Annotated in this window: 18 protein-coding genes; 9 read left to right on the top strand and 9 right to left on the bottom strand. The window is 65.4% G+C overall.

Annotation, left to right across the window (positions count from 1 at the left end; translation table 11 throughout):
• Window positions 1-76 precede the first annotated feature (76 nt).
• Window positions 77-3,535 carry a calcium-binding protein gene (locus EYS42_RS07015; RefSeq protein WP_130967133.1) on the bottom strand — a complete coding sequence of 1,153 codons (3,459 nt, stop codon included), beginning with the start codon at window positions 3,533-3,535 and terminating at the stop codon, window positions 77-79.
• A 296-nt stretch (window positions 3,536-3,831) separates the two neighbouring features.
• Here EYS42_RS07015 and EYS42_RS07010 point away from each other — a divergent pair, with 296 nt between their 5' ends.
• The 5 genes from EYS42_RS07010 to EYS42_RS06990 all read left to right on the top strand — a co-directional run bounded on the left by EYS42_RS07010 (window position 3,832) and on the right by EYS42_RS06990 (window position 8,044).
• Window positions 3,832-4,302: a SixA phosphatase family protein gene (locus tag EYS42_RS07010; protein ID WP_130967131.1), complete on the top strand. Its 471-nt coding sequence runs from the start codon at window positions 3,832-3,834 to the stop codon at window positions 4,300-4,302.
• Window positions 4,303-4,341: 39 nt separating this feature from the next.
• On the top strand, window positions 4,342-5,802 hold the full coding sequence (gene sbcB, locus EYS42_RS07005; RefSeq protein ID WP_130967129.1) for an exodeoxyribonuclease I: 1,461 nt from the start codon (window positions 4,342-4,344) through the stop codon (window positions 5,800-5,802).
• The gene (locus tag EYS42_RS07000) at window positions 5,799-6,320 is read left to right on the top strand and encodes a M48 family metallopeptidase (RefSeq protein ID WP_130967127.1); all 522 of its coding nucleotides are present in this window, start codon (window positions 5,799-5,801) and stop codon (window positions 6,318-6,320) included. Before sbcB ends, EYS42_RS07000 begins: the two co-directional genes overlap by 4 nt.
• A gap of 189 nt (window positions 6,321-6,509) precedes the next feature.
• On the top strand, window positions 6,510-7,076 hold the full coding sequence (locus EYS42_RS06995) for an OmpA family protein (protein ID WP_130967125.1): 567 nt from the start codon (window positions 6,510-6,512) through the stop codon (window positions 7,074-7,076).
• Window positions 7,073-8,044 carry a patatin-like phospholipase family protein gene (locus EYS42_RS06990; RefSeq protein ID WP_130967124.1) on the top strand — a complete coding sequence of 324 codons (972 nt, stop codon included), beginning with the start codon at window positions 7,073-7,075 and terminating at the stop codon, window positions 8,042-8,044. The genes EYS42_RS06995 and EYS42_RS06990 overlap by 4 nt, the downstream gene beginning before the upstream one ends.
• A gap of 10 nt (window positions 8,045-8,054) precedes the next feature.
• Here the strand turns inward: EYS42_RS06990 and EYS42_RS06985 are convergent, their stop codons facing one another.
• A complete protein-coding gene (locus tag EYS42_RS06985; RefSeq protein ID WP_130967122.1) occupies window positions 8,055-8,849 on the bottom strand; it encodes an alpha/beta fold hydrolase in 795 nt (264 codons plus the stop codon).
• A 117-nt stretch (window positions 8,850-8,966) separates the two neighbouring features.
• On the opposite strand from EYS42_RS06985, the gene EYS42_RS06980 reads away from it, so the two are divergent.
• On the top strand, window positions 8,967-9,521 hold the full coding sequence (locus EYS42_RS06980) for a winged helix-turn-helix transcriptional regulator (protein ID WP_130967120.1): 555 nt from the start codon (window positions 8,967-8,969) through the stop codon (window positions 9,519-9,521).
• Here EYS42_RS06980 and EYS42_RS06975 read toward each other — a convergent pair.
• The 4 genes from EYS42_RS06975 to EYS42_RS06960 form a co-directional block, all read right to left on the bottom strand.
• Window positions 9,459-10,403 (bottom strand): AEC family transporter, encoded by a 945-nt coding sequence (locus EYS42_RS06975; RefSeq protein WP_130967118.1) that lies wholly within the window; start codon window positions 10,401-10,403, stop codon window positions 9,459-9,461. The two genes, EYS42_RS06980 and EYS42_RS06975, sit on opposite strands and share 63 nt — an antisense overlap.
• A gap of 75 nt (window positions 10,404-10,478) precedes the next feature.
• On the bottom strand, window positions 10,479-11,147 hold the full coding sequence (locus tag EYS42_RS06970; protein ID WP_130967116.1) for a hypothetical protein: 669 nt from the start codon (window positions 11,145-11,147) through the stop codon (window positions 10,479-10,481).
• Between the two features lie 136 nt (window positions 11,148-11,283).
• Window positions 11,284-13,092 carry a lipase family protein gene (locus EYS42_RS06965; protein WP_165456653.1) on the bottom strand — a complete coding sequence of 603 codons (1,809 nt, stop codon included), beginning with the start codon at window positions 13,090-13,092 and terminating at the stop codon, window positions 11,284-11,286.
• Between the two features lie 172 nt (window positions 13,093-13,264).
• Window positions 13,265-15,652 (bottom strand): penicillin-binding protein 1A, encoded by a 2,388-nt coding sequence (locus EYS42_RS06960; RefSeq protein WP_130967112.1) that lies wholly within the window; start codon window positions 15,650-15,652, stop codon window positions 13,265-13,267.
• Between the two features lie 112 nt (window positions 15,653-15,764).
• Here EYS42_RS06960 and EYS42_RS06955 point away from each other — a divergent pair, with 112 nt between their 5' ends.
• Window positions 15,765-16,094, top strand: coding sequence for a YkgJ family cysteine cluster protein (locus tag EYS42_RS06955; protein WP_130967110.1), 330 nt, complete (start codon window positions 15,765-15,767; stop codon window positions 16,092-16,094).
• Between the two features lie 109 nt (window positions 16,095-16,203).
• Here EYS42_RS06955 and acnB read toward each other — a convergent pair whose 3' ends face one another.
• The 3 genes from acnB to prpF all read right to left on the bottom strand — a co-directional run bounded on the left by acnB (window position 16,204) and on the right by prpF (window position 20,788).
• Window positions 16,204-18,795 (bottom strand): bifunctional aconitate hydratase 2/2-methylisocitrate dehydratase, encoded by a 2,592-nt coding sequence (gene acnB, locus EYS42_RS06950; protein ID WP_130967108.1) that lies wholly within the window; start codon window positions 18,793-18,795, stop codon window positions 16,204-16,206.
• Between the two features lie 253 nt (window positions 18,796-19,048).
• Window positions 19,049-19,540 carry a hypothetical protein gene (locus tag EYS42_RS06945; RefSeq protein WP_130967106.1) on the bottom strand — a complete coding sequence of 164 codons (492 nt, stop codon included), beginning with the start codon at window positions 19,538-19,540 and terminating at the stop codon, window positions 19,049-19,051.
• 60 nt (window positions 19,541-19,600) lie between these two features.
• Entirely contained in the window at window positions 19,601-20,788 is a 1,188-nt protein-coding gene (gene prpF / locus EYS42_RS06940; RefSeq protein ID WP_130967104.1) for a 2-methylaconitate cis-trans isomerase PrpF, read from the bottom strand.
• Between the two features lie 269 nt (window positions 20,789-21,057).
• On the opposite strand from prpF, the gene EYS42_RS06935 reads away from it, so the two are divergent.
• Both EYS42_RS06935 and EYS42_RS06930 read left to right on the top strand, forming a co-directional pair.
• Window positions 21,058-22,293, top strand: a complete 1,236-nt coding sequence (locus EYS42_RS06935) for a lipase family protein (RefSeq protein ID WP_165456652.1) — start codon at window positions 21,058-21,060, stop codon at window positions 22,291-22,293.
• Between the two features lie 110 nt (window positions 22,294-22,403).
• Window positions 22,404-23,816: a S8 family peptidase gene (locus tag EYS42_RS06930; RefSeq protein WP_165456651.1), complete on the top strand. Its 1,413-nt coding sequence runs from the start codon at window positions 22,404-22,406 to the stop codon at window positions 23,814-23,816.
• Window positions 23,817-23,842: the final 26 nt, after the last annotated feature.

The following is a 23,842-nucleotide window of genomic DNA, read 5'->3' as shown; positions in this document are numbered from 1 at the left end:
AAAGGCCCCCGAAGGGGCCTTTTTTCATGGGGCTTGTGGCCCGATGGAGGGTGAGCGCCATGGGCGCTCAGGGCGGTCACACCCAGCTGCTGGCCAGCACCGGTTGCAGGGCCTTGGCAGTGGCCGTGGGCAAGATGGTGGTGCCCTCAGCCGGCGCGCTGAACTTGGCCATGGCACTGACCAGGTTGTTGACCTTGCTGCTGCTCAGGCTCTTGCCGTCGCTGCTGCTGAAGGCTTCAACTCGGTAGGCGCTGCCCTTGAACCAGTCCTGCACCGTGATCTGGTCTTGCGTGCCGATCACCGAGACCACCAGGCTCTGGCCGCTGCGGGTGAACCACAGCTGGTTGGCCGCCACATCACCAAAGGCCAGCACGTCTTTGCTCAGCGTGTTGAGGTCGTTCTCGATGAGGGTGTCTTGCCCATCGCCACGCTTGAAACGGTAGGTGTCGGCGCCGGTGCCGCCCATCAGGGTGTCGTTGCCCTGATTGCCGATCAGCGTGTCATTGCCACCCAGGCCACTGAGGGTGTCGGCCTTGCTCTGGCCAGTCAGCGTGTCCTTGCCGCTGGTGCCTGTGAGCTTGAGCGGCTGCACACGGGCCTCCTCGATCAGCGCTGCGCCCGTGGTGCGAGTGCCGTCGGCGAACTGCACGGTCAGGCCGTCCCAGCTGCCCAGCTGGTCGAGCGTGATGCGCTCGGCGCGGCCGGCAAAGCCCAGGCTGAGTTCGCTGCCACCCGTGGTGGGCAGTTGCGACAGCTGCAGGCTGCTGCGGGTCAGACCGGCGCCCAGCACCAGGGTGTCCAGGCTGTCTGCGTGCACCAGATCTTGCCCATCGCCGGCGTTGAAGTACACGGTGTCGGCACCTTCGCCACCGGTGATCTCGTCGTTGCCCAGGCCGCCGGTGAGCAGGTCATTGGCCAACCCGCCGTTGAGGGTGTCATTGCCGCCTGCCCCCAGCAGCGTGTCGGCGCCACTGCGCCCTTTGAGGGTCTCAGCGACATCGGTACCCTGCAGGCTGAGTGGCATGAATTCGCGAACGCGTTCTACCAGTTGTCCCCCAGTGGCAATCACTTCGACGTTGTCGGAGAACTTCAGGTCGTCCCATGAACCCACCTGATCCAGGGTGAGCTTGATGTTTCCGAAATCTATCAACAGGTTGCTGCTGTCGGTACCGGTCAGGCTGAGGGTGGCCGTTTCCAGCAGCATTCCCTCGCCGAATACGATGGTGTCATCGTTGTCTGCATGCACCGTGTCCCAACCATCTTCTAAATAGTTCACGCACACGGTGTCCGCGCCAGCACCGCCGTCGATGAGGTCGTTGCCTGAACTGCCAAGCAGCAAGTCGTTGCCTCCACCACCCAGGAGGGTGTCGTCTTGCAGAGAGCCGATCAGGGTGTCGTTCTGTGCCGTGCCCAGAAGTTGCCCCGGCTTGAATGAAGGCAGTTGTTGATACTGCGGGAACGTGCCTTTGGCCATGCTCACGAGCTGCGCCCCGGTGAACTGGGTCTGGTCATGGAGTCTGACCACCAGACCATCCCAGGAGCCAACATTGGCCAGCCTGATGCCCGACATGGTGCTGGCCATGCGCATGACCAGCGATGAAGTTCCGTCTTGCTCTGAAAAAATGCGCAGTCGCCCGATGGTGGCGCCAGCCCCCAGGACCAGCGTGTCCTGGCTGTCTGCGTGAACCAGGTCTTCGAAATAGTCACCGAAGATGACGGTGTCGGCGCCTTCGCCAGTGGTGATCACATTGCGACCCGCCCCGGCGTCCAGGAGGTCGTTGCCTTCGCCGCCGTCCAGTGTGTCGTCACCCCAATCGCCCACGATGGTGTCGGCGCCCACATTGCCCACCAGCAGGTCGGGGCCAGTGGTCCCATTGAGTTGCAGCGGCTTCTGCGCTGCAGCAATCCGGGTCAGTGGGTCGTTGAAATCCTGGCTGCCGTCAGCCCATTGAACAACCCAGGCGTCCTGGTTCAGGTTCAGAGAACCGGAATGACCGTGCACGCTGATGCGCAGGCCCTGGCCGGTGGTTGCCACACGGATGTTGTCTCGGGTGACGTCGGGGCCAAAAGACAGGATGTCCGACCCGCCCAAGGTGGCCGAGTCATCGCCCTCGTTGGCGTTGAACACGATGGTGTCTTCGCCCAGGCCGCCCAGGTAATGGTCATTGCCCAGTCCGCCGATCAGCACGTCATTGCCCGCGCCGCCATAGAGCGTGTCGTCACCGGCCAGGCCGCGCAAAGTGTCTCGGCCTCGGCCACCGGCAACGTAGTCGCCCTGTGCAGTGCCCTCGATCAATCGGTTGTTGGCATTCTGGACAATGTCGCGGATCTGTTGGCCGGTCAAGGTGAAGCCATCAGGCAGGCGAACGGTCAGGTTGTCGTACAGATCGTAGGACTGCAGCTCGATGTAATCACCCAACGAACTACCATAGAGTCGCGCAGGTCCGTAGCTATCTGCTTGAGTGCGGATTTGAAGCGTGGCCAGGCTGAACCCTTCACCCAGCTCGATGATGTCCTGATCATCGACTTTGACAGTGTCGGGACCATCATTGGCCGTGAAGCGATAGACATCGCGGCCCTCGCCACCTACCAGCAAGTCAGCGCCGCTTCCACCCACCAGGGTGTCGTTGCCGACGCCTCCGAGCAGCACGTCGTCACCCGCTTCTCCCAGGATCAGGTCGCTCCACTGCGTACCCAGGAGTGTGTTGGGTGCATCGTCGCCCGTCAAGGTTGCGCCGGTGGTGGCGTTGACGCTGTTGTATACATCGGCGCCCGACAGTTCTCGCCCGTTCGAGAAGCGGAACACCGTCTGATTGATCGATGAACTGTTGTCGAACGAGAGCTGCGAGTTGTCTGCTGAAAAACCCATGGAGAGGCGAGTGCCTGAGGGGTCTTTCTTGACGTCGACGGACGACAACTCAAGGCCTTGGCCCAGCTCGATGACGTCGTGGCCGTTGGATTGGATGAAGTCAGCTCCATCGCCCGCATTGAAACGCAGCGTGTCGGCGCCGCCGCCGGTGCTGATCGTGTCGTTGCCCCAGCCCCCCTCGAAGACGTCGTCACCCAGGCCACCTTGGAGCAGGTCAGACTGCCGTGAACCGATCAAGGTGTCGTTGCCGTCGGTGCCTTCAAGGGTCAGGCCCGGGAGCGCTTGCGTTGCGATCAGCAAGTCTCGCCCGGTGGTGCTGCTGCCGTCACCGAAGGTGACCGTCAATCCTGGCCACTGGAGGTTCAACGGCAGGAGCACATTGGGGGCTTGCCCTGGCAGACCGATGGTCAGGTAGCTGGCGCCATCCTGGTCGACGAACCCCAGAGCGGCGGACGCCAGGTTGGGAATGTTGTTCAACACCAGGCTGTCGTCTGTGTCAGCCAGGACGATGCTGTTGCCTCCAGAGATGATGTAGGTGTCTCTGCCTGTGTATCCCCAATCCATGCTGCGACTGGTTCCGCCGTCCAGGATGTAATCGCCCGAATCGGCAGTCAGCGTGTCATTTCGGTAAGTTCCCAGAACATAGGTTCGGTTGATGGTCGACATGCAGGCCTCCTTGTGGATGTGTGAGTTGTTGGAACTTCGCAATTCAGCTTACTCAATGAGGCACACAACCCCAAGGTTCATCGTGCGCCTGAGGCCTCAATTGACATAGCAGCATCCCCCTTGAATCTGTGCCTCTGGTGGCAGTTCCCCCATCGGGGTGTGAGAGAAAACCTGAGCGCTGCGTCATCCGTTCGTCATGGCTTGGCCCCATCATGTCGTCCACAGGCGCAAACGTGCGGGGCATGTATCTGGCTCCATTTGCGATGTGTTTCACCCAGGCAAGCATCGCTCAGCCCATGGACCTTCTCCTCTGGCGCCACGCCCACGCCGGCGACCCCTTCGATGACCCCGTCGAAGACCTGACCCGCCCCCTGAGTGCCAAGGGCGAGCGTCAGGCCGCGCGCATGGCCGGCTGGCTCGACCAGTACCTGCCCGATTCCACACGCATTTTGGTGAGCCCGGCGCGGCGCACGCAGCAGACGGCGCAGGCCCTGGTGCGGCCCTTCAAGATCGTCGAGGCCCTGGGCCCCGACGGCACGGTGGAAAGTCTGCTGCAGGCCGCGAAGTTCCCGCACAGCCGAGACCCGGTGCTGGTGGTGGGCCACCAGCCCACACTGGGCCGGGTGGTGGCGCAACTGCTCGATGCCACCGACCCCACGCAGCCCTGGTCGGTGCGCAAGGGCTCGGTGTGGTGGTTGCGCCTGCGCGAGCGCGAGGGTGTGCCGCAGTTGACCTTGCACGCCGTGGTGGGGCCTGACACGGTCTGAAGCCCAAGGGCAGGGCGGTTCTCGGGTATCGTGCCGGGCATGAGCGAATTCAGTTTCTTCTGGCACGACTACGAAACCTTTGGCGCCGTGCCGCGGCGCGACCGCCCGGCCCAGTTCGCCGGGGTGCGCACCGACGCCGAGCTCAACGAGGTGGGCGAGCCGCTGATGGTGTATTGCCAGCCCACCCCTGATTACCTGCCCAACCCGGAAAGCTGCCTGCTCACGGGCATCTTGCCGCAGCACTGCCTGCAGCGCGGCGTTCCCGAGCACCAGTTCGCCCAGCAGGTCGAGCAGGCGCTGGCGCTGCCCGGCACCGTGGGCGTGGGCTACAACACCATCCGCTTCGACGACGAGGTCACGCGCTTCATGTTCTGGCGCAACCTGATCGACCCGTACGCGCGCGAGTGGCAAAACCAGTGCGGCCGTTGGGACCTGCTCGATGTGGTGCGCACCACCTGGGCCCTGCGCCCCGAAGGCATCGAGTGGCCGAAGCATGAAGATGGTCGCCCCTCGTTCAAGCTGGAGCACCTGACCGCCGCCAATGGCCTGGCCCACGAAGCCGCGCACGATGCGCTGTCTGACGTGCGCGCGACCATCGCGCTGGCCCGCCTGATCCGCCAGAAGCAGCCCCGCCTGTGGGATTTCTGCCTGAAGCTGCGCAAGAAGGACGCGGTGCTGGCCGAGATCGGCCAGGGCAAGCCCTTTGTGCACATCAGCGGCATGTATGGCGTGGAGCGCGGCTGCATGGCCCTGGTGTGGCCGCTGGCCCAGCACCCCACCAACAAGAACGAAATCATCGTGTGGGACCTGGCCTATGACCCGGCCGAACTGTTCGGGCTTGATGCCGCCACGGCCCGCCAGCGCATGTTCACCCGCACCGACGAGCTGCCTGAGGGCATGACCCGCCTGCCGGTGAAAAGCATCCACATCAACAAGTCGCCCATCGTGATCGGCAACCTGCGCACGCTCACGCCCGAGGTGTGCCAGCGCTGGTCGATCGACACCGAGCGAGCCTTGCGGCATGCCCAGGTGCTGGCCGAGCGCGGCGGCAGCCTGACCGGCCTGTGGCTGGAGGTGTACGAGCGCGACACCGCGCGCGGCCCGGCCCCCGATGTGGACGAAGACCTGTATGGCGGCTTCGTGGGCCCTGACGACCGCAAGCTGCTGGAGCGCATTCGCCGCATGCCGGGCGAAGAACTGGCCGAGCGTGTGTCGGTGCGTGAACCGGCTTTTGCCGACGAGCGCCTGGGCGAGCTGCTGTTCCGTTACCGTGCGCGCAACTTCCCCGCCACCCTCACCGAGGCCGAGCAAGCCCGGTGGTTGCAGCATTGTCAAGGCCGATTGATGGCAGGGGAGGGCGGTGCACTGACGCTGCAGGCCTTCTTCGAGCAGATCGATGCCCTGGGCGAAGGCCTGAACGACGAAGACGAGCGTGGCCAGGACATCCTGGGCGCGCTGTACGAATACGCCGAGCACCTGGCCGAGCAGATCGGGTCATGACTGCGCCGCTGACGCCGCTGCAGCGTTACCTGGGCGGCTACCCGCCCAATCTGCTGGCCCAGGTGCAGCCCCTGATCGACGCCGGGAAGCTGGGCGAGAACCTGCTCAAGCGCTACCCCGAGCGCCACGGCGTGCAGTCGGACAAGGCCTTGTACGACCATGTCATGGCGCTGAAGCAGGCGCGCATGCGCAGCAGCGAACCGGTCAGCAAGGTCGCCTACGACAACAAGCTCAAGGTGATCCAGCACGCGCTGGGCACGCACACCGCGGTGTCGCGCGTGCAGGGTGGCAAGCTCAAGGCCAAGCGCGAGATCCGGGTGGCCAGCCTGTTCAAGGCCATGCCGCCCGAGTTCCTGCAGATGATCGTGGTGCACGAGCTGGCCCACCTCAAGGAGAAGGACCATGACAAGGCCTTCTACCAGCTGTGCTGCCACCTCGAACCCCGCTACCACCAGTACGAGTTCGACCTGCGCCTGTGGCTGGTGGCGCAGGACATCGGGCAGATCCAGGCGGCCTGATCAGGCTGGGGCGGCCCGCGAGCAAGGCGGTGCATGGGCAGCCCCTTCCCCAGAAGGCTTAGGCCACGAGGGTAAGGGACGGCATCGCCACCCCGCGTTCAGGCGCCACAGGTGAAGGAGGCATGGGCACAAGCGTCTTGAAGGCTCCTACAGTGCGCTCACCGCCACGAACGCACCCGAGTGATCGCCATGAAGTTCGCCCGCCGCACCCTGATGCTGGCCCTGTGCGCCGCCACCCTGAGCGCCTGCACCCACCGCCCGCCGCCGCCGGCCGTGACGCTGCCGATCGCGCAGACCGAGCGCGGTGTGATGATCTGGCTGCCAGACAACGTGATGTTCGAATTCGGCAAATCGGAGCTGTCCCCGGCGGCTGCCGATTACCTGCGGGAAGTGGCGCAACTGGCGCTGACCCGCACAGACAAGGCCCTCGCGCTGGAGGGCCACACCGACAACGTGGGCTCAGCGTCTTTCAACCAGACGCTGTCGGAAAAACGTGCCCAGGCGGTGGCCGCGGCGCTGGCGTCGCAGGGGGTGCCCGCTGCACGCATGGAGGTCAAAGGCCTGGGTCTGGAAAGCCCGATCGCGCCCAATGACAGCGAAACGGGCCGGCGCCTGAACCGACGGGTCGAGATCATCGTGTTGAACGAAACCGTCGAGCGCCTGACCGCGGGGGCGCCGGCCAACGCCTTCGAGGACGCCTTCGCACGCTTGCGCCGGGAGCTGGGTGATGCGGTCGAGCAAAAGGGCCTGAAATGAGCGCCCCGACAGCTCGCCGCCAGTCGCTTCAGCGCCTGCTCGCCTTGGGCGCGACCGGCTGGATGGCCCATCAGCAGGCCCAAGCACAGACGCCCTCAGCCCCAGCCGCCCACAATTCACGCAGTGGCAGTACCGCCGGCAAAAGCAGTTCCGGCAACAAAGGCAGTACCGCGCCCACGCCCCCCCGCCTGGCCGTTGTGCTGGGCGGTGGGTCGGCCCGCGGTTTTGCGCACATTGGTGTGGTCAAGGCCCTGGAAGCGCAGGGCATTCGCCCGGACCTCATCGTCGGCAGCAGTGCGGGCGCCCTGGTGGGGGCCTTCTGGGCGGCAGGCCATGACGGTTCGCAAATGGAACGCCTGGCCCTGCAGGTGCGCGACAGCGATGTGATCGACCTGATCGGCACGTCCGTGCAAGGCCGCCGCGGGCTGGTCAGCGGGCAGGCCCTGCAGATGTTCGTGAACGCTGGGCTTCGCGGCCGCAGCATCGACGGCCTGCCCACGCCTTTCGCGGCGGTGGCCACCCGCTTTCCTTCCGGAGAACTTCAGGTGTTCCAGAGCGGCGAGCCAGGCTTTGCCGTGCGCGCCTCGTGCAGCATCCCGGGCGTGTTCATGCCGGCCAACCAGCAAGGCCAGGACTACCTGGACGGTGGGCTGGTCAGCCCGATCCCGGTTCGCACGGCGCGCCAGATGGGTGCCACCTTCGTGGTGGCGGTCGATGTCGGTGCCGACGACCCCAAGGCCCAGCAGGCCGTGGGTGGCGGCATGTACGAGCTCATCGTGCGCTCATTCGAGATCATGGGCCAGGCCCTGCGCAGGCAGGAAGCCGAAGATGCCCACCTGGTGATCCGGCCCGATGTCGGGCGCATCGCCAGCACCGACTTCTCGGCGCGCCGCGCACTGATCGATGCAGGCTACAAGGCCGGCATGTTGATGGGGCCGGTGATCAAGCAGAAGATGCGCACCGCCTGATCGGCTCTGTTCAGCCTGCGAGCCCCAGGCGGGCCCAGTGCGCCCGGAAGGCAGGCAGCACCGCGTCGGCCTGCGTGATCAAGGACATGTGCGCCAGGCCTTCGAGCACCTCCACCTGCGCCTGAGGGTTCACCAGGGCCAGCTGGCGCACCATTTCCTGGGCAGGGCTGGGGCTCAAGGCGCCGTGCAGCAGCGTGACAGGCGTGTCGAAGCGGTAGTCGCTCACAGGGCGCTCCAGCAGGGCCTGGCTGCGCACTTCCATGAACATCTTCCAGCCCACCGCGCGGTTCATGTCCTTCACCTTGTCAGGCATGGCGGCCCACACGCCTGGCGCGCTCCAGTAATCCACGAAGCCTTCCAGCCAGGTGTCGGTGCCGCCCACCTCCAGGTCGTTGAACAGGCGCGTGTTGGCGAACACGCCTTGCAGGTCGGCCATCACGGCGGCCGGCAAGCGCTCGGGGTTTTGCGCGCTCAGGGCTTTCATGCTGCCGAACATCACGGGTTCGTACAGCCACAGCGACTTCACCGGCACCTCGGGGTCTAGGGCCAGCTGCATGGCCAACAAGCCGCCATACGAGTGGGCCACCAGGTGCAGGCCCGTGGCGTCGGCGGGCAGCTGCTGTTTCACATGGGCCAGGTCCATCGGGATCTCGAAGGGCGTGCCGCGGGCCATCAGGTCATGGGGGGCATAGCCGCGGTTCACCGGGGTGACGGCCGGCAGGCCGTCGGGCAGCCCCGCCATCAGGCGCTTCCACATGAAGGGGCCGGTGCCGGTGGAGTGGATGAACACGGCGTGGTCGGTCATGGCGTCTGGCACGCAATTACTTGCATGAGAGTAGTAAACGGGTGCAGTATAGGCATCACCGATGGCGCCGTGCAAGATGCTTTCGGCGACACTGTGCAATCTGCTGACCGAACCCCCATGCGCCGCACCTCCTTTGCCGACATGCCCTGCTCGATCGCCCGCGCACTCGAGGTGATCGGCGACTGGTGGACGCTGTTGATCATCCGTGAAGCCTTTTTCGGCAGCCGCCGTTTCGGTGAGTTCGAAAAAGCCCTGGGCATTGCGCCCAATGTGCTCACGGCCCGTCTGAGCAAGCTGGTGGACAGCGGCATCTTGCGGGTGGAGGCCACGGCGCAGAACGGCAAGGCGCTGTCTTACAGGCTCACACCGGCAGGGCACGACCTGTTCCCGGTGCTGGTGGCCTTGCTGCAGTGGGGTGATCGCCATGCGGCCATGCCGGAGGGCGCCCCGGTGCGCATTGTCGAGCGACGAACGGGCCAGGACATCGCGCCCATGCACATGCAGTCGGCCAGCGGGCAGACCCTGCGGGTTCAGGATGTGATGCCCCTGCCGGGCCCCGGGGCGGGGCAGGCCGTGCGTCAGCGCCTGCAGGCGGTGGCCGAGCGGGCGTCAGGTGCCCCGGCTGACCAGGGCGAGGACCAGCGGCGTGGTCAGGGCCGACCCGGCGGTTGACAGCACCAGGCTGGCGGCCACAGGCCCCTCGAGCGCCTGGAAGTGCCGCGACATCAGGTACACATTGGCGCCCACCGCGATCGAGCCCAGCAGCACCACGGCCTGGGTTTCGACCAGGCCCAGGCCCAGGGTGCGGGCCAGCAGCCACACCACCAGCGGCTGCAGCAGCAGCTTCAGGGCCGTCATGGACAGGCTCAAGGGCCACTGCGCTTTCAGCCCATGCTGGGCCAGGCCCATGCCCAGCGAGAACAGCGCCAGCGGTGCGGCCACCCAGCCGATGCCGTGCAGCACCTGCCGCGCGCCCTGAGGCATCTGCCAGCCGCTCAGACCCACGGCGGTGCCGCTCAAGATGGCGAGGATCAAGGGGTTGCGCAACACGCTGCGCAAGGTGGCCAGGAACCCGGTTGCGTTGAGCTGCCCGTGGCGGGCCCATTCCACCGACACGGTCACCAGTGTCCACAAGGTCAGCGAGTTGAACACCAGCACCAGCGCCACGGTGGGCATGGCCGCATCACCCAGCGTGGCCTGAGCCAGGGGCAGCCCCAGCAGGGCGTTGTTGGAGAAGATGGCCGCCAGTGCAAACAGCGACTGCGAGACACCGTCCAGCCTGAAAGCTCGCCAGGCCAGCCAGCGCGCCAGTGCGAAGACGATGAAACAGCTGCCGAAGAAGGCCAGCAGCACACGCGGATCGACCGGTGGCAGTCGGCTGAGGTCGCTCATCAGGCCGAACAGCAGGCCTGGCAAAGCGAACTGGAACAGCAACCGCGTCAGGCCCTCATCCAGGGCCGGGCTGGGCCGCCAGCGCCGGGTCAGCAGGTAAGCCAGGCCCACGATGGCGAACATCGGGGCGCACAGGGCGAGGTAATGAAAAAATGCAGGCATGGAGGCCTGCATTCTCATCTGTCATGGCGAGGAATCAGGCTGTGACCGTTGTGTGTCGACGGTTCAGCCCACGCCTTACTGGATGTTCTGTGCTTTGCGCCAAGCTGCATCGGCCTGTGCCAGACGATGGGCTTCTTGCGCACCTCGGCGAGTTCGCAGTTCAGGGTCACGCTCTGCGTCGTCGAGCAGTCCAGCCAGCATCTGTTGCGCATCTTTCAGCGCGAAATCGCCATGTTTCACCCGCTCGGGCAGGTCCTTCACCAGCGCAACCGCCAGTTCGTGTCGCTTGGCATCCGGTTGATCTTTCGGCATGTCCTGCCAGAGTTCGAGTTGTTTGGCGAACCGCAAAGAGTTTGTCAGGCGTGTCAGTTGACCTTCAGGATCCGGGTGTTGATCCGCCACAGCCTTCAGCGCTGCCCACTCCATTTCAGACACGTAAGAGGGACGCTGGATCACTGTGGTCTTGATCGGTTCGGGTGCCGTCTGCAGGATCACCTCTTTGGCCTGTGCTTGCTCCGTTTTCAGTTGCTCGAGCCGCGCATGGTCTTCGGCCGTGTGCTGGGGTGTGACAGCTTCAGGCGCTGTTGTCAGGGCTTGATCTTGCTGAAGGGGCGAGGCGGTTGCTTCCAGCACTTCGTCGTGCGCGCTCCAGCGTTGCCATGCAATGGCCAGGCTCAAGGCAGATACACCCGCCAATACCCACAGCCATCCCTTGCTCGTGCGTTCGATCATCACCTGGGCCATGATCAGACTCCTGCTCAACGGTCAAAAAAGGGTCTTCCCCCTGCTGGAAGAAGACCCTGAGTGCTTGCTTGTTTCGTGCTGCCGAGGGATCTCGCTGTCTGTCGATTCTCACCGCGAAATCCCTCGGGTGCCTCCATCAGTAGCGGATGGGGGCGGGCGGAGCGACGTTCAGCTTGAACGTCTGACCGTTGCCCGACATCAGGGCGGTCAGGATGCCGGAGATGAAGCAACCCTTGATCTGCGGGAAGCTCGTGGTGCCAGTGAAGTTCAGCGTGCCATCACCCAGCGTACCCACATTGCCCTTCAGGTTCAGCGGGAAGATCACCGGCGACACGGTCTTGCACTGACCGAACGGGATGCCCAGCACGCTGGTCACGGTGATGTTGGCCGGCGATTGGCCCGTGATGGTCAGCGAACCGTCGTTGCCCACCACGTTCGAGCCCGTGGTGGCGCCAGCGGCTTCCACACGCAGACCCACCGAGGTGTTGATGCCGATCAGCTTGACGGTGGTCTTGTAGTCGGGGATCGACAGCGAGCCGTTCAGGGTCTTGGCGGTCACGTCGGCGTCGGCAGAGAAAGTCGAGCCAGCGGGCAGGAAGACGGTCTGAGCCAGTGTCTTCAGGCCGATTTCACCAGCCAGGTTCCACTTGTCCAGGGTCACGACGAAGTTGCCGCCGCCGGGGTTGGCGGTGCTGACCGGAGCAGGCTTGGTGCTGTTGCACGAGCTCACAGGAGCCTTGCCAGCCAGGCGCTCATTCAGCCAGGGCAGCGCGGTGGCCGCGGCCTGGAACTGGGTCACGATGTGCTCGCTGGGGAACAGGTCGAAGGTGACGCTGGTGCCCTTGGCGCAGTAGGCGTTCTTCAGGTTCACGCCTTGAGACACGGGGATGAACTCGTCAGCCTTGCCGTGGTAGATGTACATCGGCACGTTGATCTTCACGTTGCCGAGGTTTTGCTGGTCCAGGGTCGGGGCGCCGATCTCCAGCAGTTCATCCAGAGGGATGTTGTCGCGGGTGTAAGCGGGCAGGCTCTTGTTCTGGAACTCGAACAGGGCTTCAAACACGCACTGGGTGTTGATCTTGTTCAGAGCAGCCAGGCCTTCTTCGCTGGCCAGCAGGCGGATGGGCAGCGTGCCAGGGTACTGGTTGTTCAAGCCGTTCAGAGCGGCGCCCAGGAAGGCGAAGCCGATGTTGCCGTCCAGGGTGGGAGCCACTTCGCGCAGGTTGCCCGGCACGCCACCGGCTGCCACGCCAACCACCTTCAGCTCGGGGGCGTAGCCATTGGCCAGCTGTTCAGCAGCCCAGGTGGCCGATTGGCCGCCCTGCGAGAAGCCCCAGATGGCCACTTGCGAGTTCAGGCTGAGGTTGGCACCAGGGATTTGAGCGGCAGCGCGCACGATGTCCAGGACGGCATTGCCTTGGGCCTTGCCCGACAGGTAGGTCGAACCCAGCTTGGTGGCCGAGCCGGTACCGGTCAGGGCGCCCTTGTAGTCGGTGACCATCACGGCATAGCCAGCCTTCAGTGCGGCGGCAATGTTGGCGGCTTCATAGTCGGTGCCAGCGGCCAGTTGCTTGGAGGGCGCGCACTTGGGGTCCAGGCCGTGGGTGCCCACAGCGTACGACAGGATGGGGCGGGGGCCGGTGCCGGTCCAGGCAGCGGTGGGAACGATCACGGTGCCGGCGATGGCCACCGCAGCGTCCTTGGAGTCCGACGACTTGTACACCACGTTCCATGCCTTGGCGGCAGGGGCGTTGGCACCCAGGTTCACCTGCGCATCGCGGTAGGAGATCAGCTCGCCGTTGGCGGCTGGCAGGGCGGCGGGGTAGGTGTAGAAGCTGGCGTCAGCCGGGCCCTGGACGGGGGCTGCAAATGCGGCAGAGGCGGCCATGGCGATGGCAGCCAGCGGCAGGACGCGGAAAGCCGTCGCGATCTTGCGGGTGTTCATGCGTGTTCTCCAGTTGATCTTTGGTCGAAATGAAACGCTCATTCCGTAGATTGATTTTGCAATTCCAAAAAATCAGATTGGCTAGAGGCAAACCCGAGATGTGACCAGCAATGCATCGGAAACCCGCCCATTCAGTTGAGGGGGGTGGGGGCACACTGGCGCAAGTAAACCCTCAGGGGGGTGTGGGCGAGGCCGGCTTGTCTGTCCAAAGCCGGATCATCGATTCCAGGCCGTCTTCGCTTTCTGCAGCAGACGCGCCTGACGACGCCGTGGGCACATGCGGAATCATCTCCGGACTGATCGGTTGCCCGTCGAGCCCGACACCGGCCAGGAAACCACCATCGGCCCATTCGCTGTAACGCCAGCCATTTTCCAGCGCCACCACGCCCTCAGGTGCAGGCGGCATGGCCACCGGGCGTCCGGCAACCGCCGTGCCCATGTACTGGATCCAGGCCGGCAGGGCCAGCGAAGCGCCCGAGGCGTGACTGCCCAGGCTGCGGGGGGTGTCGTAGCCCAGCCAGACCACCGCCACCTGGGTGGGCTGGTAGCCCGCGAACCAGGCGTCCACCACGTCGTTGGTGGTGCCGGTCTTGCCAAACAGGTCGGGGCGGCGCAGCTGGCCCTGAGCGCGGGCCGCCGTGCCGCTGCGCGTGACTTCGTTCAGCAAGGTGCCCGTGAGAAAGGCGTTGCGGGCCGGGATCACACGGTCGGCTTCGGTGGCCACTTTGGGGCGGGCACTGAACACCACCTTGCCTTTGGCGTCGGTGATGCGGGTGATCAGGGTGGGCGTGACCTTCAGGCCGCCGTTGGCGAACACCGCGTAGGCGCTGGCCAGTTGCAGCGGCGTGGTCGAGCCAGTGCCCAGTGCCAGGGTGAGGTTGTCCGGGTGCTTGCTCGCCTCGAAGCCGAACTGACTGGCCCAGGCCCGGGCCTTGCCGGCGCCCACCAGCTGCACCAGGCGGATGCTGACCAGGTTCTTGGAGCGGGCCAGGCCTTCACGCACCGTGACCGGGCCATCGGCGCTGCCGTCGGAGTTGCCCGGGTTCCAGTCACCCACATCGGTCAGTGGTGCGTCGTTGACCAGGGTTTCGGGCATGACGCCGTTTTCCAGGGCGGCCGAGTACAGGAAAGGCTTGAAGCTGGAACCTGGCTGGCGCCAGCCCTGCGTGACGTGGTTGAACTGGTTGTGCTTGAAATCGAAGCCGCCCACCAGGGCCTCCACCCGGCCGTCTTGCGGGTTGAGGGCGACCAGCGCCCCGTCGGCCTCGGGCCACTGCGTGATGCGCCAGTTGCTCTTGTCCATGCGGGCCAGTCGCAGCACCGAGCCCCGTTTGATCTTCTGTGCCGCGGTGGCTTTGGGGCCCAGCCCCACCTGGGCCTGTCGCAGGCCCTTGCCACTGATCAGCCGCACTTCACCCGCGGCCGTGACCACCGTCAGCTCTTTGGGGGTCACCCGGGTGACCACGGCCACCGGCAAGGTCTCGTCGTCGATGTAGTCCTCCAGCACGTCGGAGGCATCGGGGTCATCGGCGGCCATCGCATCGTCCAGCGACTCATGGCCCTCGGGGCCACGCCAGGGCATGCCCGATTCGCGGTCGATCAGGGTCTGGCGCAGGGCGTTCCATGCTGCACGCTGCCGGGCCGCATTCAATGTGGTGCTCACCTTCATGCCTGAGGTGTAGGCCGCTTCACCGTATTGGGCGTACACCTGCGCACGGGCCATTTCGGCCACGTGTTCGGCGTGCACCTCGACCTCGCCCGGGGTTCGGATGGCGGGCCGCTCCTTCATGGCGGCGGTGTAGGTGAGCTCGTCGATCACTCCGGCCGCCTTCATGCGGCCCAGGACCACCTGCATGCGCTTGAGCGCGCGTTCCTGGTTGCGCACCGGGTTGGCGTTGGCGGGGTTCTGCGGCAGGCCTGCCAGCATGGCTGCTTCGGCGGGGGAGAGCGCTTTCAGCGGCTTGCCGAAATAGGTTTGCGAGGCCTCGGCAAAACCGTAGCTGCGCGCGCCCAGGTAGATCTCGTTCATGTACAGCTCAAGGATGCGGTCCTTGCTGAGCTGGCGCTCGATGCGCAGCGCCAGCATGGCTTCCTTGAGCTTGCGCGTGATGGTGCGCTCTCGGGTGAGAAAGAAGGTGCGTGCCACCTGCTGAGTGATGGTCGAGGCGCCCTGCTTGCGGCCGCCGGTCATGTTCGACACGATGGCCCGCAGCACGCCCACGGGGTCGATGCCGTTGTGCTCGTAAAAGCGCGCGTCTTCCACGGCCAGCAGGCTGTCCTTCATCAAGGGCGGCATGTCCTTGAGGGGCACGAATTGCCGCTTCTCCTGCCCAAAGCCGCCAATTTCGACCCCGTCGGCGGTGTACACCCGCAGCGGTTCTTTGGGCTGGTAGCTGCCGAGGTGATCGGTGTCAGGCAGTTGCGGGTACAGCACCAGCAGGGTCAGGCCCAGGGCGGCCAGCGCAGCGACCACGATGCCCAGACCGATCAGGATCACGCCCTTGGCATTCCGGGGACGCCCGCGTCGTGGGTGGGGCAAGGGGGCAGGGGCGAGGGGCATGGGCGACAGGGTCAAGGCAGGCACCTGGTGAACTGCGGATGCGGGATTATCTCTGGCGCTGCGGTGCACGCCGTCTCGTCGGCACGATGCCGAATGGGCACAATACCGGACCATGTCCGAGCATGCTGGTTCTTTCGACTGTCAGGCCTGTGGTGCCTGCTGTGCATATTTCCGAGTGTCCTTTCACTGGTCCGAAGCCGACGACGGCCCAGGCGGCACCGTGCCGGTGGCCCTGACCGAGCCGGTCGGGCTGCACTTGCGTTGCATGAAGGGCACCGGGGCGCGGCCTGCGCGGTGTGTGGCCCTGTCGGGCACCGTGGGGCAGCAGGTGGGCTGCACCATCTACCCCTTGCGCTCCAGCAGCTGCCAGGAGCTGGCCCCGGGTGACCCCAAATGCCTGCAGGCGCGGGCCCACCACGGTTTGCCGATCCAGCCCGACTGACGCCTGCGGAGGCGCACACCCACCGCGCGCCCATGAAAAAACCCGCCAGGTTGCCCAGGCGGGTTCTTCAGGCCCGCCCCTGAAAGGGCGGGCGGCGTGCTCCGAAGGATCAGGCCTTCACGGTGGCAGCGGTCTCGACGTACTCTTCAATCTGGTTGAAGTTCATGTACTTGTAGATCGAGTCGGCGTTGGCCGTGACCACGCCGGTTTCGGCCAGGTACTCTTCCACAGTGGGCAGCTTGCCCAGCTTCGACGCCACAGCAGCCAGCTCGGCCGAGCCCAGGAACACGTTGGTGTTCTTGCCCAGACGGTTGGGGAAGTTGCGGGTCGAGGTCGAGATGCAGGTCGAGCCTTCCTTGATCTGGGCCTGGTTGCCCATGCACAGCGAGCAGCCGGGCATTTCGGTGCGGGCACCGGCCTGGCCGAAGGTGTTGTAGAAGCCTTCCTTGGTCAGCTCGGCGGCGTCCATCTTGGTGGGCGGGGCCACCCACAGGCGCACCGGCAGGTCCTTCTTGCCTTCCAGCACCTTGCCAGCGGCACGGAAGTGGCCGATGTTGGTCATGCACGAACCGATGAAGGCTTCGTCGATCTTGGTGCCGGCCACTTCCGACAGGAACTTGGCGTCGTCCGGATCGTTCGGGCAGCAGACGATGGGTTCCTTGATGTCGGCCAGGTCGATCTCGATGACGGCAGCGTACTCGGCGTCGGCGTCGGCTTCCAGCAGGTTGGGGTTGGCCAGCCAGGCTTCTTGCGCGTCGATGCGGCGTTGCAGGGTGCGGGCGTCGGCGTAACCGTTGGCGATCATGTTCTTCATCAGAACGATGTTCGACTTCAGGTACTCGGCGATCGGTTCCTTGTTCAGCTTGATGGTGCAACCGGCAGCGGAACGCTCGGCCGAAGCGTCGGACAGTTCGAACGCTTGCTCGACCTTCAGGTCAGGCAGGCCTTCGATTTCCAGCACGCGGCCCGAGAAGATGTTCTTCTTGCCGGCCTTGGCCACGGTCAGCAGACCGGCCTTGATGGCGTACAGGGGGATGGCATGCACCAGGTCACGCAGGGTGACGCCGGGCTGCATCTTGCCCTTGAAGCGCACCAGCACCGACTCGGGCATGTCCAGCGGCATCACGCCGGTGGCGGCACCGAAGGCGACCAGGCCCGAACCAGCGGGGAAGGAGATGCCGATGGGGAAGCGGGTGTGCGAGTCGCCACCGGTGCCGACGGTGTCGGGCAGCAGCAGGCGGTTCAGCCACGAGTGGATCACGCCGTCACCCGGACGCAGGGCCACGCCACCGCGGTTGGAGATGAAGGCGGGCAGCTCGCGGTGCATCTTCACGTCCACGGGCTTGGGGTAAGCGGCCGTGTGGCAGAACGATTGCATGACCAGGTCAGCGCTGAAGCCCAGGCAAGCCAGGTCCTTCAGCTCGTCGCGGGTCATCGGGCCGGTGGTGTCTTGCGAACCCACGGTGGTCATCTTCGGCTCGCAGTAGGTGCCGGGACGCACGCCTTGGCCTTCGGGCAGACCGCAGGCGCGGCCGACCATCTTCTGGGCCAGGGTGAAGCCCTTGCCGGTGTCCTTGGGGGCCACGGGCAGGCGGAACGCGGTCGAAGCGGGCAGACCCAGGAATTCACGGGCCTTGCCGGTCAGGCTGCGGCCGATGATCAGGTTGATGCGGCCGCCGGCTTGCACTTCGTCGAGCAGCACTTGCGACTTCAGGGCGAATTCGGCGGCCACGGCGCCGTTCTTCTCGATCTTGCCGGCGTAGGGGTAGATGTCGATGACGTCACCCATTTCGAAGTTGGACACGTCCACTTCGATGGGCAGCGAGCCGGAGTCTTCTTGCGTGTTGAAGAAGATGGGGGCGATCTTGCCGCCCAGGGTGACGCCGCCGAAGCGCTTGTTGGGCACGAAGGGGATGTCTTCGCCGGTGGCCCAGATCACGCTGTTGGTGGCCGACTTGCGCGAAGAACCGGTGCCGACCACGTCGCCCACGTAGGCGACCAGGTTGCCCTTTTTCTTCAGGTCTTCGATGAACTGCATCGGGCCGCGCTTGCCGTCTTCTTCGGGCTTGAAGGCCGCGTCAGGACGGGTGTTCTTGAGCATCGCCAGATAGTGCATCGGGATGTCAGGACGGCTCCAGGCGTCAGGGGCAGGCGACAGGTCGTCGGTGTTGGTCTCGCCAGGCACCTTGAACACGGTCACGGTGATCTTTTCGGCGACCTTCGGGCGGGTGGTGAACCACTCGGCGTCGGCCCACGACTGCATCACGGCCTTGGCGTTGGCATTGCCGGCCTTGCACAGTTCGGCGACGTCATGGAACGCGTCGAACATCAGCAGGGTCTTCTTGAGGGCTTCAGCGGCCACGGCACCGACATCGGCGCTGGTCAGCAGGTCGATCAGGGGCTTGACGTTGTAGCCGCCCACCATGGTGCCCAGCAGTTCGGTGGCCTTGGCCTTCGAGATCAGGGCGACGGCGATGTCGCCATGGGCCACGGCCGACAGGAACGAGGCCTTGACCTTGGCGGCGTCGTCCACGCCCGGGGGCACGCGGTGGGTCAGCAGGTCCAGCAGGAAGGCGTCTTCGCCAGCGGGCGGGTTCTTGATCAGCTCGATCAGGTCAGCGACTTGCTGAGCGTTCAGAGGCAGCGGGGGGATGCCCAGCGCGGCGCGCTCGGCAACGTGTTGGCGATAGGCTTGCAACATGTGGTTCACCTGGTGTGAGAGGAGGACGGGACGGGGGTCCCCGCGACGGCGCGGGAGCACGGCCTGAGCCTGAGTCTTATACAAGACTTGAGCAGCCGATATTGTGGCGCAGTTTCGGCATTCGGGGCCGTTTCTGAACCCGGCTGCAGGGTTTCATAGCGATTTTCGTGCCCAGCATGCGCAAAAAAGGCCCCGGTCAGGGGCCTGAGGGCGACACCGCGCTGGCTCCGGGGGCAGAGGTCGCGGACGTGGATCAGTTCAGCGCCGAGGGCTGCGGGTTGGCCCGCAGGTGTTCTTCTGCGGCGCGCTGGGTGTCGTGCACGCAGGCATCCACCATGCGACGACCCGATTTGGTGTCCATCAGCATCGACTTCGTCAGGATCTGCAGCAGCAGCGTGCGGCCTTTGACGTCTTCCAGTCGCACGGCCCCGGTGCTGGACACCACAGGCTTCATGGTCCATGTGTCTTTGGCCAGCTTCAGGGTGACATACCCGGCATGCACCGCGTGGCGCGCCACTTCGATGCTTTTGCCAAATTCGCACCCGTACCGGCCGGTCAGCACACGCTCGACGGCCGCCAGTTGCTCCGCACTGGCCGACGGCAGTTGTTCAGCGGTTTTGGCAGGGCGTGGCTTGGCGGCGTGGGCCATGGAGGGCGCCAGGGTGCCGGCGCACATGCCCAGGAGCAGCCCCAGGCTGATCGAGATGACGCGGGTTTTGGACGTGTTGGGCGTGGTGGGGTGCATGGTGTGGGCCTCCTGGAGGGGCCAGTGTAGCGACCTCCAGGCTGGCCTTGTTACAGGGTTTTAGAACGTGTCGCCCGGCACGCGCACCCAGCCTTCCATCACGATGCGCGCGCTGCGGCTCATGATGGCCTTGGTCACTGTCCACTGGCCATTGACCTGCTGGGCCTGAGCGCCCACACGCAGCGTGCCCGAGGGGTGACCGAAGCGAACGGCTTCGCGCGCACCACCGCCAGCGGCCAGGTTCACCAGCGTGCCCGGGATGGCCGCGGCCGTGCCGATGGCCACCGCGCAGGTGCCCATCATGGCGTGGTGCAGCTTGCCCATCGACAGGGCGCGCACCAGCAGGTCGATCTCGCTGGCCTCGATGGTCTTGCCGCTGGATGCCGTGTAGGTGGTGGGCGGGGCCACGAAGGCGATCTTGGGCGTGTGCTGGCGGGTGGCGGCCTCTTCGGGCGTTTTGATCAGGCCCATGCGCAGGGCGCCCGCCACGCGGATGGCCTCGAAGCGCTTGAGTGCCTCGGGGTCGGTGTTGACCTGCTCGCGCAGTTCGGTGCCGGTGCAGCCGATGTCTGCCGCGTTCACGAACACGGTGGGGATCCCCGCCGTGATCATGGTGGCCTGGAGCGTGCCGATGCCAGGCACTTCCAGGTCGTCGACCAGGTTGCCGGTGGGGAACATCGAGCCGCCTTCGTCGCCATCGTCGGAGGGGTCCATGAATTCGAGCACGATCTCGGCGGCCGGGAAGGTCACGCCATCGAGTTCGAAATCACCGGTCTCCTGCACCTGTCCGTTGGTGATGGGCACGTGGGCGATGATGGTCTTGCCGATGTTGGCCTGCCAGATGCGCACCACGGCCACGCCATTGGCGGGGATGCGGGCCGGGTCGACCAGGCCGGCGTGGATCGCGAAGGCGCCCGCAGCGGTCGACAGGTTGCCGCAGTTGCCCGACCAGTCGACGAAGGCCTTGTCGATCGAGACCTGACCGTACAGATAGTCCACGTCATGGTCGGGCACGCTGGCCTTCGACAGGATCACGCACTTGCTGGTGCTGGACGTGGCGCCGCCCATGCCATCGATGTGGGCACTGTAGGGGTCGGGGCTGCCGATCACGCGCATGAACAGCTTGTCTCGGGCTGCACCGGGCACCTGGCAGGCCGCAGGCAGGTCCTGCAGGCGGAAGAAGACACCTTTGCTGGTGCCGCCTCGGAGGTAGGTGGCCGGGATGCGGATCTGGGCTGCGTGCGTCATGGCAAGGCTGGATGCGAAAGTTGCAATCAAACCCACATCATAGGGAGAAGCCCGGGGGTGTGTGGGAATCGTGGCCGCGCAATTTCGGACGCACTTGTCATTTGCGCGCCCCCGAAGCGAGGGGCCTTGTGGTGCCGCTAGGGAAAACAGGGGGAAGTGCCCAAGACGTTCACCGATCCAATTTGACGTATGCGCCATGCAGATTTGTCTTTTGTGTGGTGCAGCGGGCTCCAACCCTCGAACACCCACCCACACACAAGGAAATAGGCATGTCGTTCACCACCCGTCGTCTGGCCGCTCTGGCCGGTGCCACTTTGCTGGCCGCGCTGTCGTTCTCATCATCGGTTCAGGCCCAGCAGGTGCTGCCCACCGCTGACCCGAAGGTGGCGCCCAGCGCCGACAACTTCTACACCCCGCCAGCCGATTCATTCCTGGCCTCGGTGCAGCCGGGTTCGGTGATCCGCTACCGCCCCCTGCCGGCCAGCGCCCTCTGGACCGATGTGAAAGAAGGCTGGCAGATCATGTACCGCTCGACCGGCCAGAAGGGCCAGCCGGTGGCCATGGTGACCACCTTCCTGGTGCCCAAGACCGCGTCGACCACGGGCAAGAAGCTGGTGTCTTACCAGTCGTTCTACGACAGCCTGACCTTGAACTGTTCGCCCTCGGGCCTGACCCTGACCGGCAAGCTGTTCGACAAGACCTTCTACAAGGAAGCCCTGGCCAAGGGCTACCACGTGAACCTGTCGGATTACGAAGGCCTGCAGTCGCAATGGATTGCGGCGCTGAACACCGGCCACGGCGTGCTCGACAGCATCCGCGCCGTGCAGGGCTTCAGCAAGAGCGGCCTGAGCGCTTCCACTCCGGTCGGCCTGTTCGGTTACTCGGGCGGTGGCTTTGCCACCATGTGGGCGGCCGAGCTGGCCCCCACCTACGCCCCTGAGCTGAACATCGTGGGTGTGGCAGGTGGTGGCCTGCCAGTGAACCCGGTGAACGTGGCCAAGAAGGTCGATGGCACCTTGTTCGCAGGCGCCTACTTTGGCGCCGTGGTGGGCCTGTCGCGTGCCTACCCCGAGATCGATGTGGACAAGTACGCCACCGATGCGGGCAAGGCCATGGTGGCCGATGTGGGCACGCGCTGCCTGGGTGGCACAGCCTCGGGCCAGCCTGAACTGCTGGTCAAGTACGCCTACAAGAAAGGCGCCAGCTACCTGAAGGACCCCAACTTCCTGGACCTGCCCGAAATGCAGGCCATCAATGCCGAGAACACCATGGGCAAGCGCACGCCCAAGGCCCCCGTGTTCATCTGGCAGGGCACGGCCGACCAGCTGATGCCGATCGCCGATGCCGACACCCTGGTGTCCAAGTACTGCGCCAACGGCGTGAAGCTGCAGTACAAGCGCATCACGGGCGGCGACCACGTGCTGAGCGCCCTGCAACTGGGCAATGCGCTGGATTACCTGGTCGATCGCTTCAACGGCAAGGCACCGACCACCACCTGCAAGTAAGGGGCGGGGCATTGCCGACCGGGTGAATGCGCAGAGGGATGCCCCCGTGGCAGGCCCTCTGCGCCCTGGTCAACATGCACACCACGCGGCATACCTCTGAGGAGCAGTCAATGAGTTCGTTCGCTTCACCTTCCCGTGTTCACTCAGCGGCTTGGCGTGCCGCGTCGGGTGCTTTGCTGAGCCTGGTGGTGGCCGCTCCGGCCTTGGCGCAGGCCCAGCGTGTGCCTTCAGCCGTGGCTCAGCCTGTGGTTGCCGAGGCGCTCTTGCCGCAGCAGGCCCGGCAGGTGCTGGCCCAACTGCCAGGCAAGGCCCGCATGAAAGTGCGCATGGCCCGGCTGGACGAGTTGTTCAGCCGCGAATCGAACGATGTGCTGGTCGAGCTGGAAGATGACGGCAACGACGCACGGGACGCCGACGCACCCCAGACCCGCGAGCGTCGTGGTCTGCGCAAGCGCGATCTGCTGGCGCGCCTCGGCAAGGGTGCCGAGCTGCTGGAAGACTTCGACCGCCTGCCGATGGCGTTCAAGCGTGTGCGCAGCAGCCAGGCCCTGGCCGCGCTGCTCAATGACCCGGATGTGAAGGCTGTCTACCCCAATGTGGCGCACCAGCGCATGGACCTGCAAGCCCTGCCGCTGATCGGCCAACCCTATGCCGCCGGTTCGGGCTACCAGGGGCAAGGCACCGCCGTGGCCGTGCTGGACAGTGGCCTCGACTACAAGCGGGCCGCTTTTGGCAATTGCACCCTGCCTGGCATCCCATCCAGCTGTCGTGTGGCCGCAGCCACCGACATCGCTTTCCCTGATTTCGCCCGCGACACCGGCAGTTTCCACGGCACCAACGTGGCCGGCATCATCGCGGCCGTGGCGCCGGCCACCCGCCTGATCGGGCTGGACGTGTTCACCGCGGGCGGCGCCATGACCAATGACCTGGTGCGCGCCGTGAACTGGGTGATTGCCAACAAGGCCAAGTACAACATCGTGGCCATGAACCTGAGCCTGGGTGACAGCACCAAGAGCGCAGGCGAGTGCCCTGGCTCGTGGGCCACCACGCCCTTTGCCAATGCGCGTGCCGCCGGCATCATCCCGGTGGTGGCTGCGGGCAACTCTTCGGCCAAGGATGGCCTGGCCTCGCCAGCGTGTGCGCCGGGCGCCGTGCGCGTGGGGGCGGTCTATGACAGCAGCCTGGGGGGCGTGAAGTTCAGCGCCTGCAGCGATGCGAGCACCGCCGCCGACCAGGTCACGTGTTTCAGCCAGAGCAGCCCGGTGCTGACTTTGCTGGCCCCAGGCTCGACCATCACGGCCGCGGGCATTTCCATGAGCGGCACCTCGCAGGCGGCGCCGCATGTGGCCGGTGCCATCGCCGTGCTCCGAGGCAGCAACGCAGCCCCCAACGACACGCTGGACGCCACCATCCGCCGCCTGATGGCCTCGGGGGTGCCGGTGACCGATGCGCGCAATGGCGTGGTCACGCCGCGCATCGACCTGCTCAAGGCACTCCAGAACATCGGTCAGCCGGCGCCTTGATCGGTCGGGCCTGAAAAGCCACCGGC

The sequence above is a fragment of the Aquabacterium lacunae genome (genome assembly GCF_004310865.1).
GTDB classification, from domain to species: domain Bacteria; phylum Pseudomonadota; class Gammaproteobacteria; order Burkholderiales; family Burkholderiaceae_C; genus Aquabacterium; species Aquabacterium lacunae.
The sequence above is the reverse complement of the archived record's forward strand: the minus strand, read 5'-3'. Positions and strand labels throughout refer to the sequence as shown.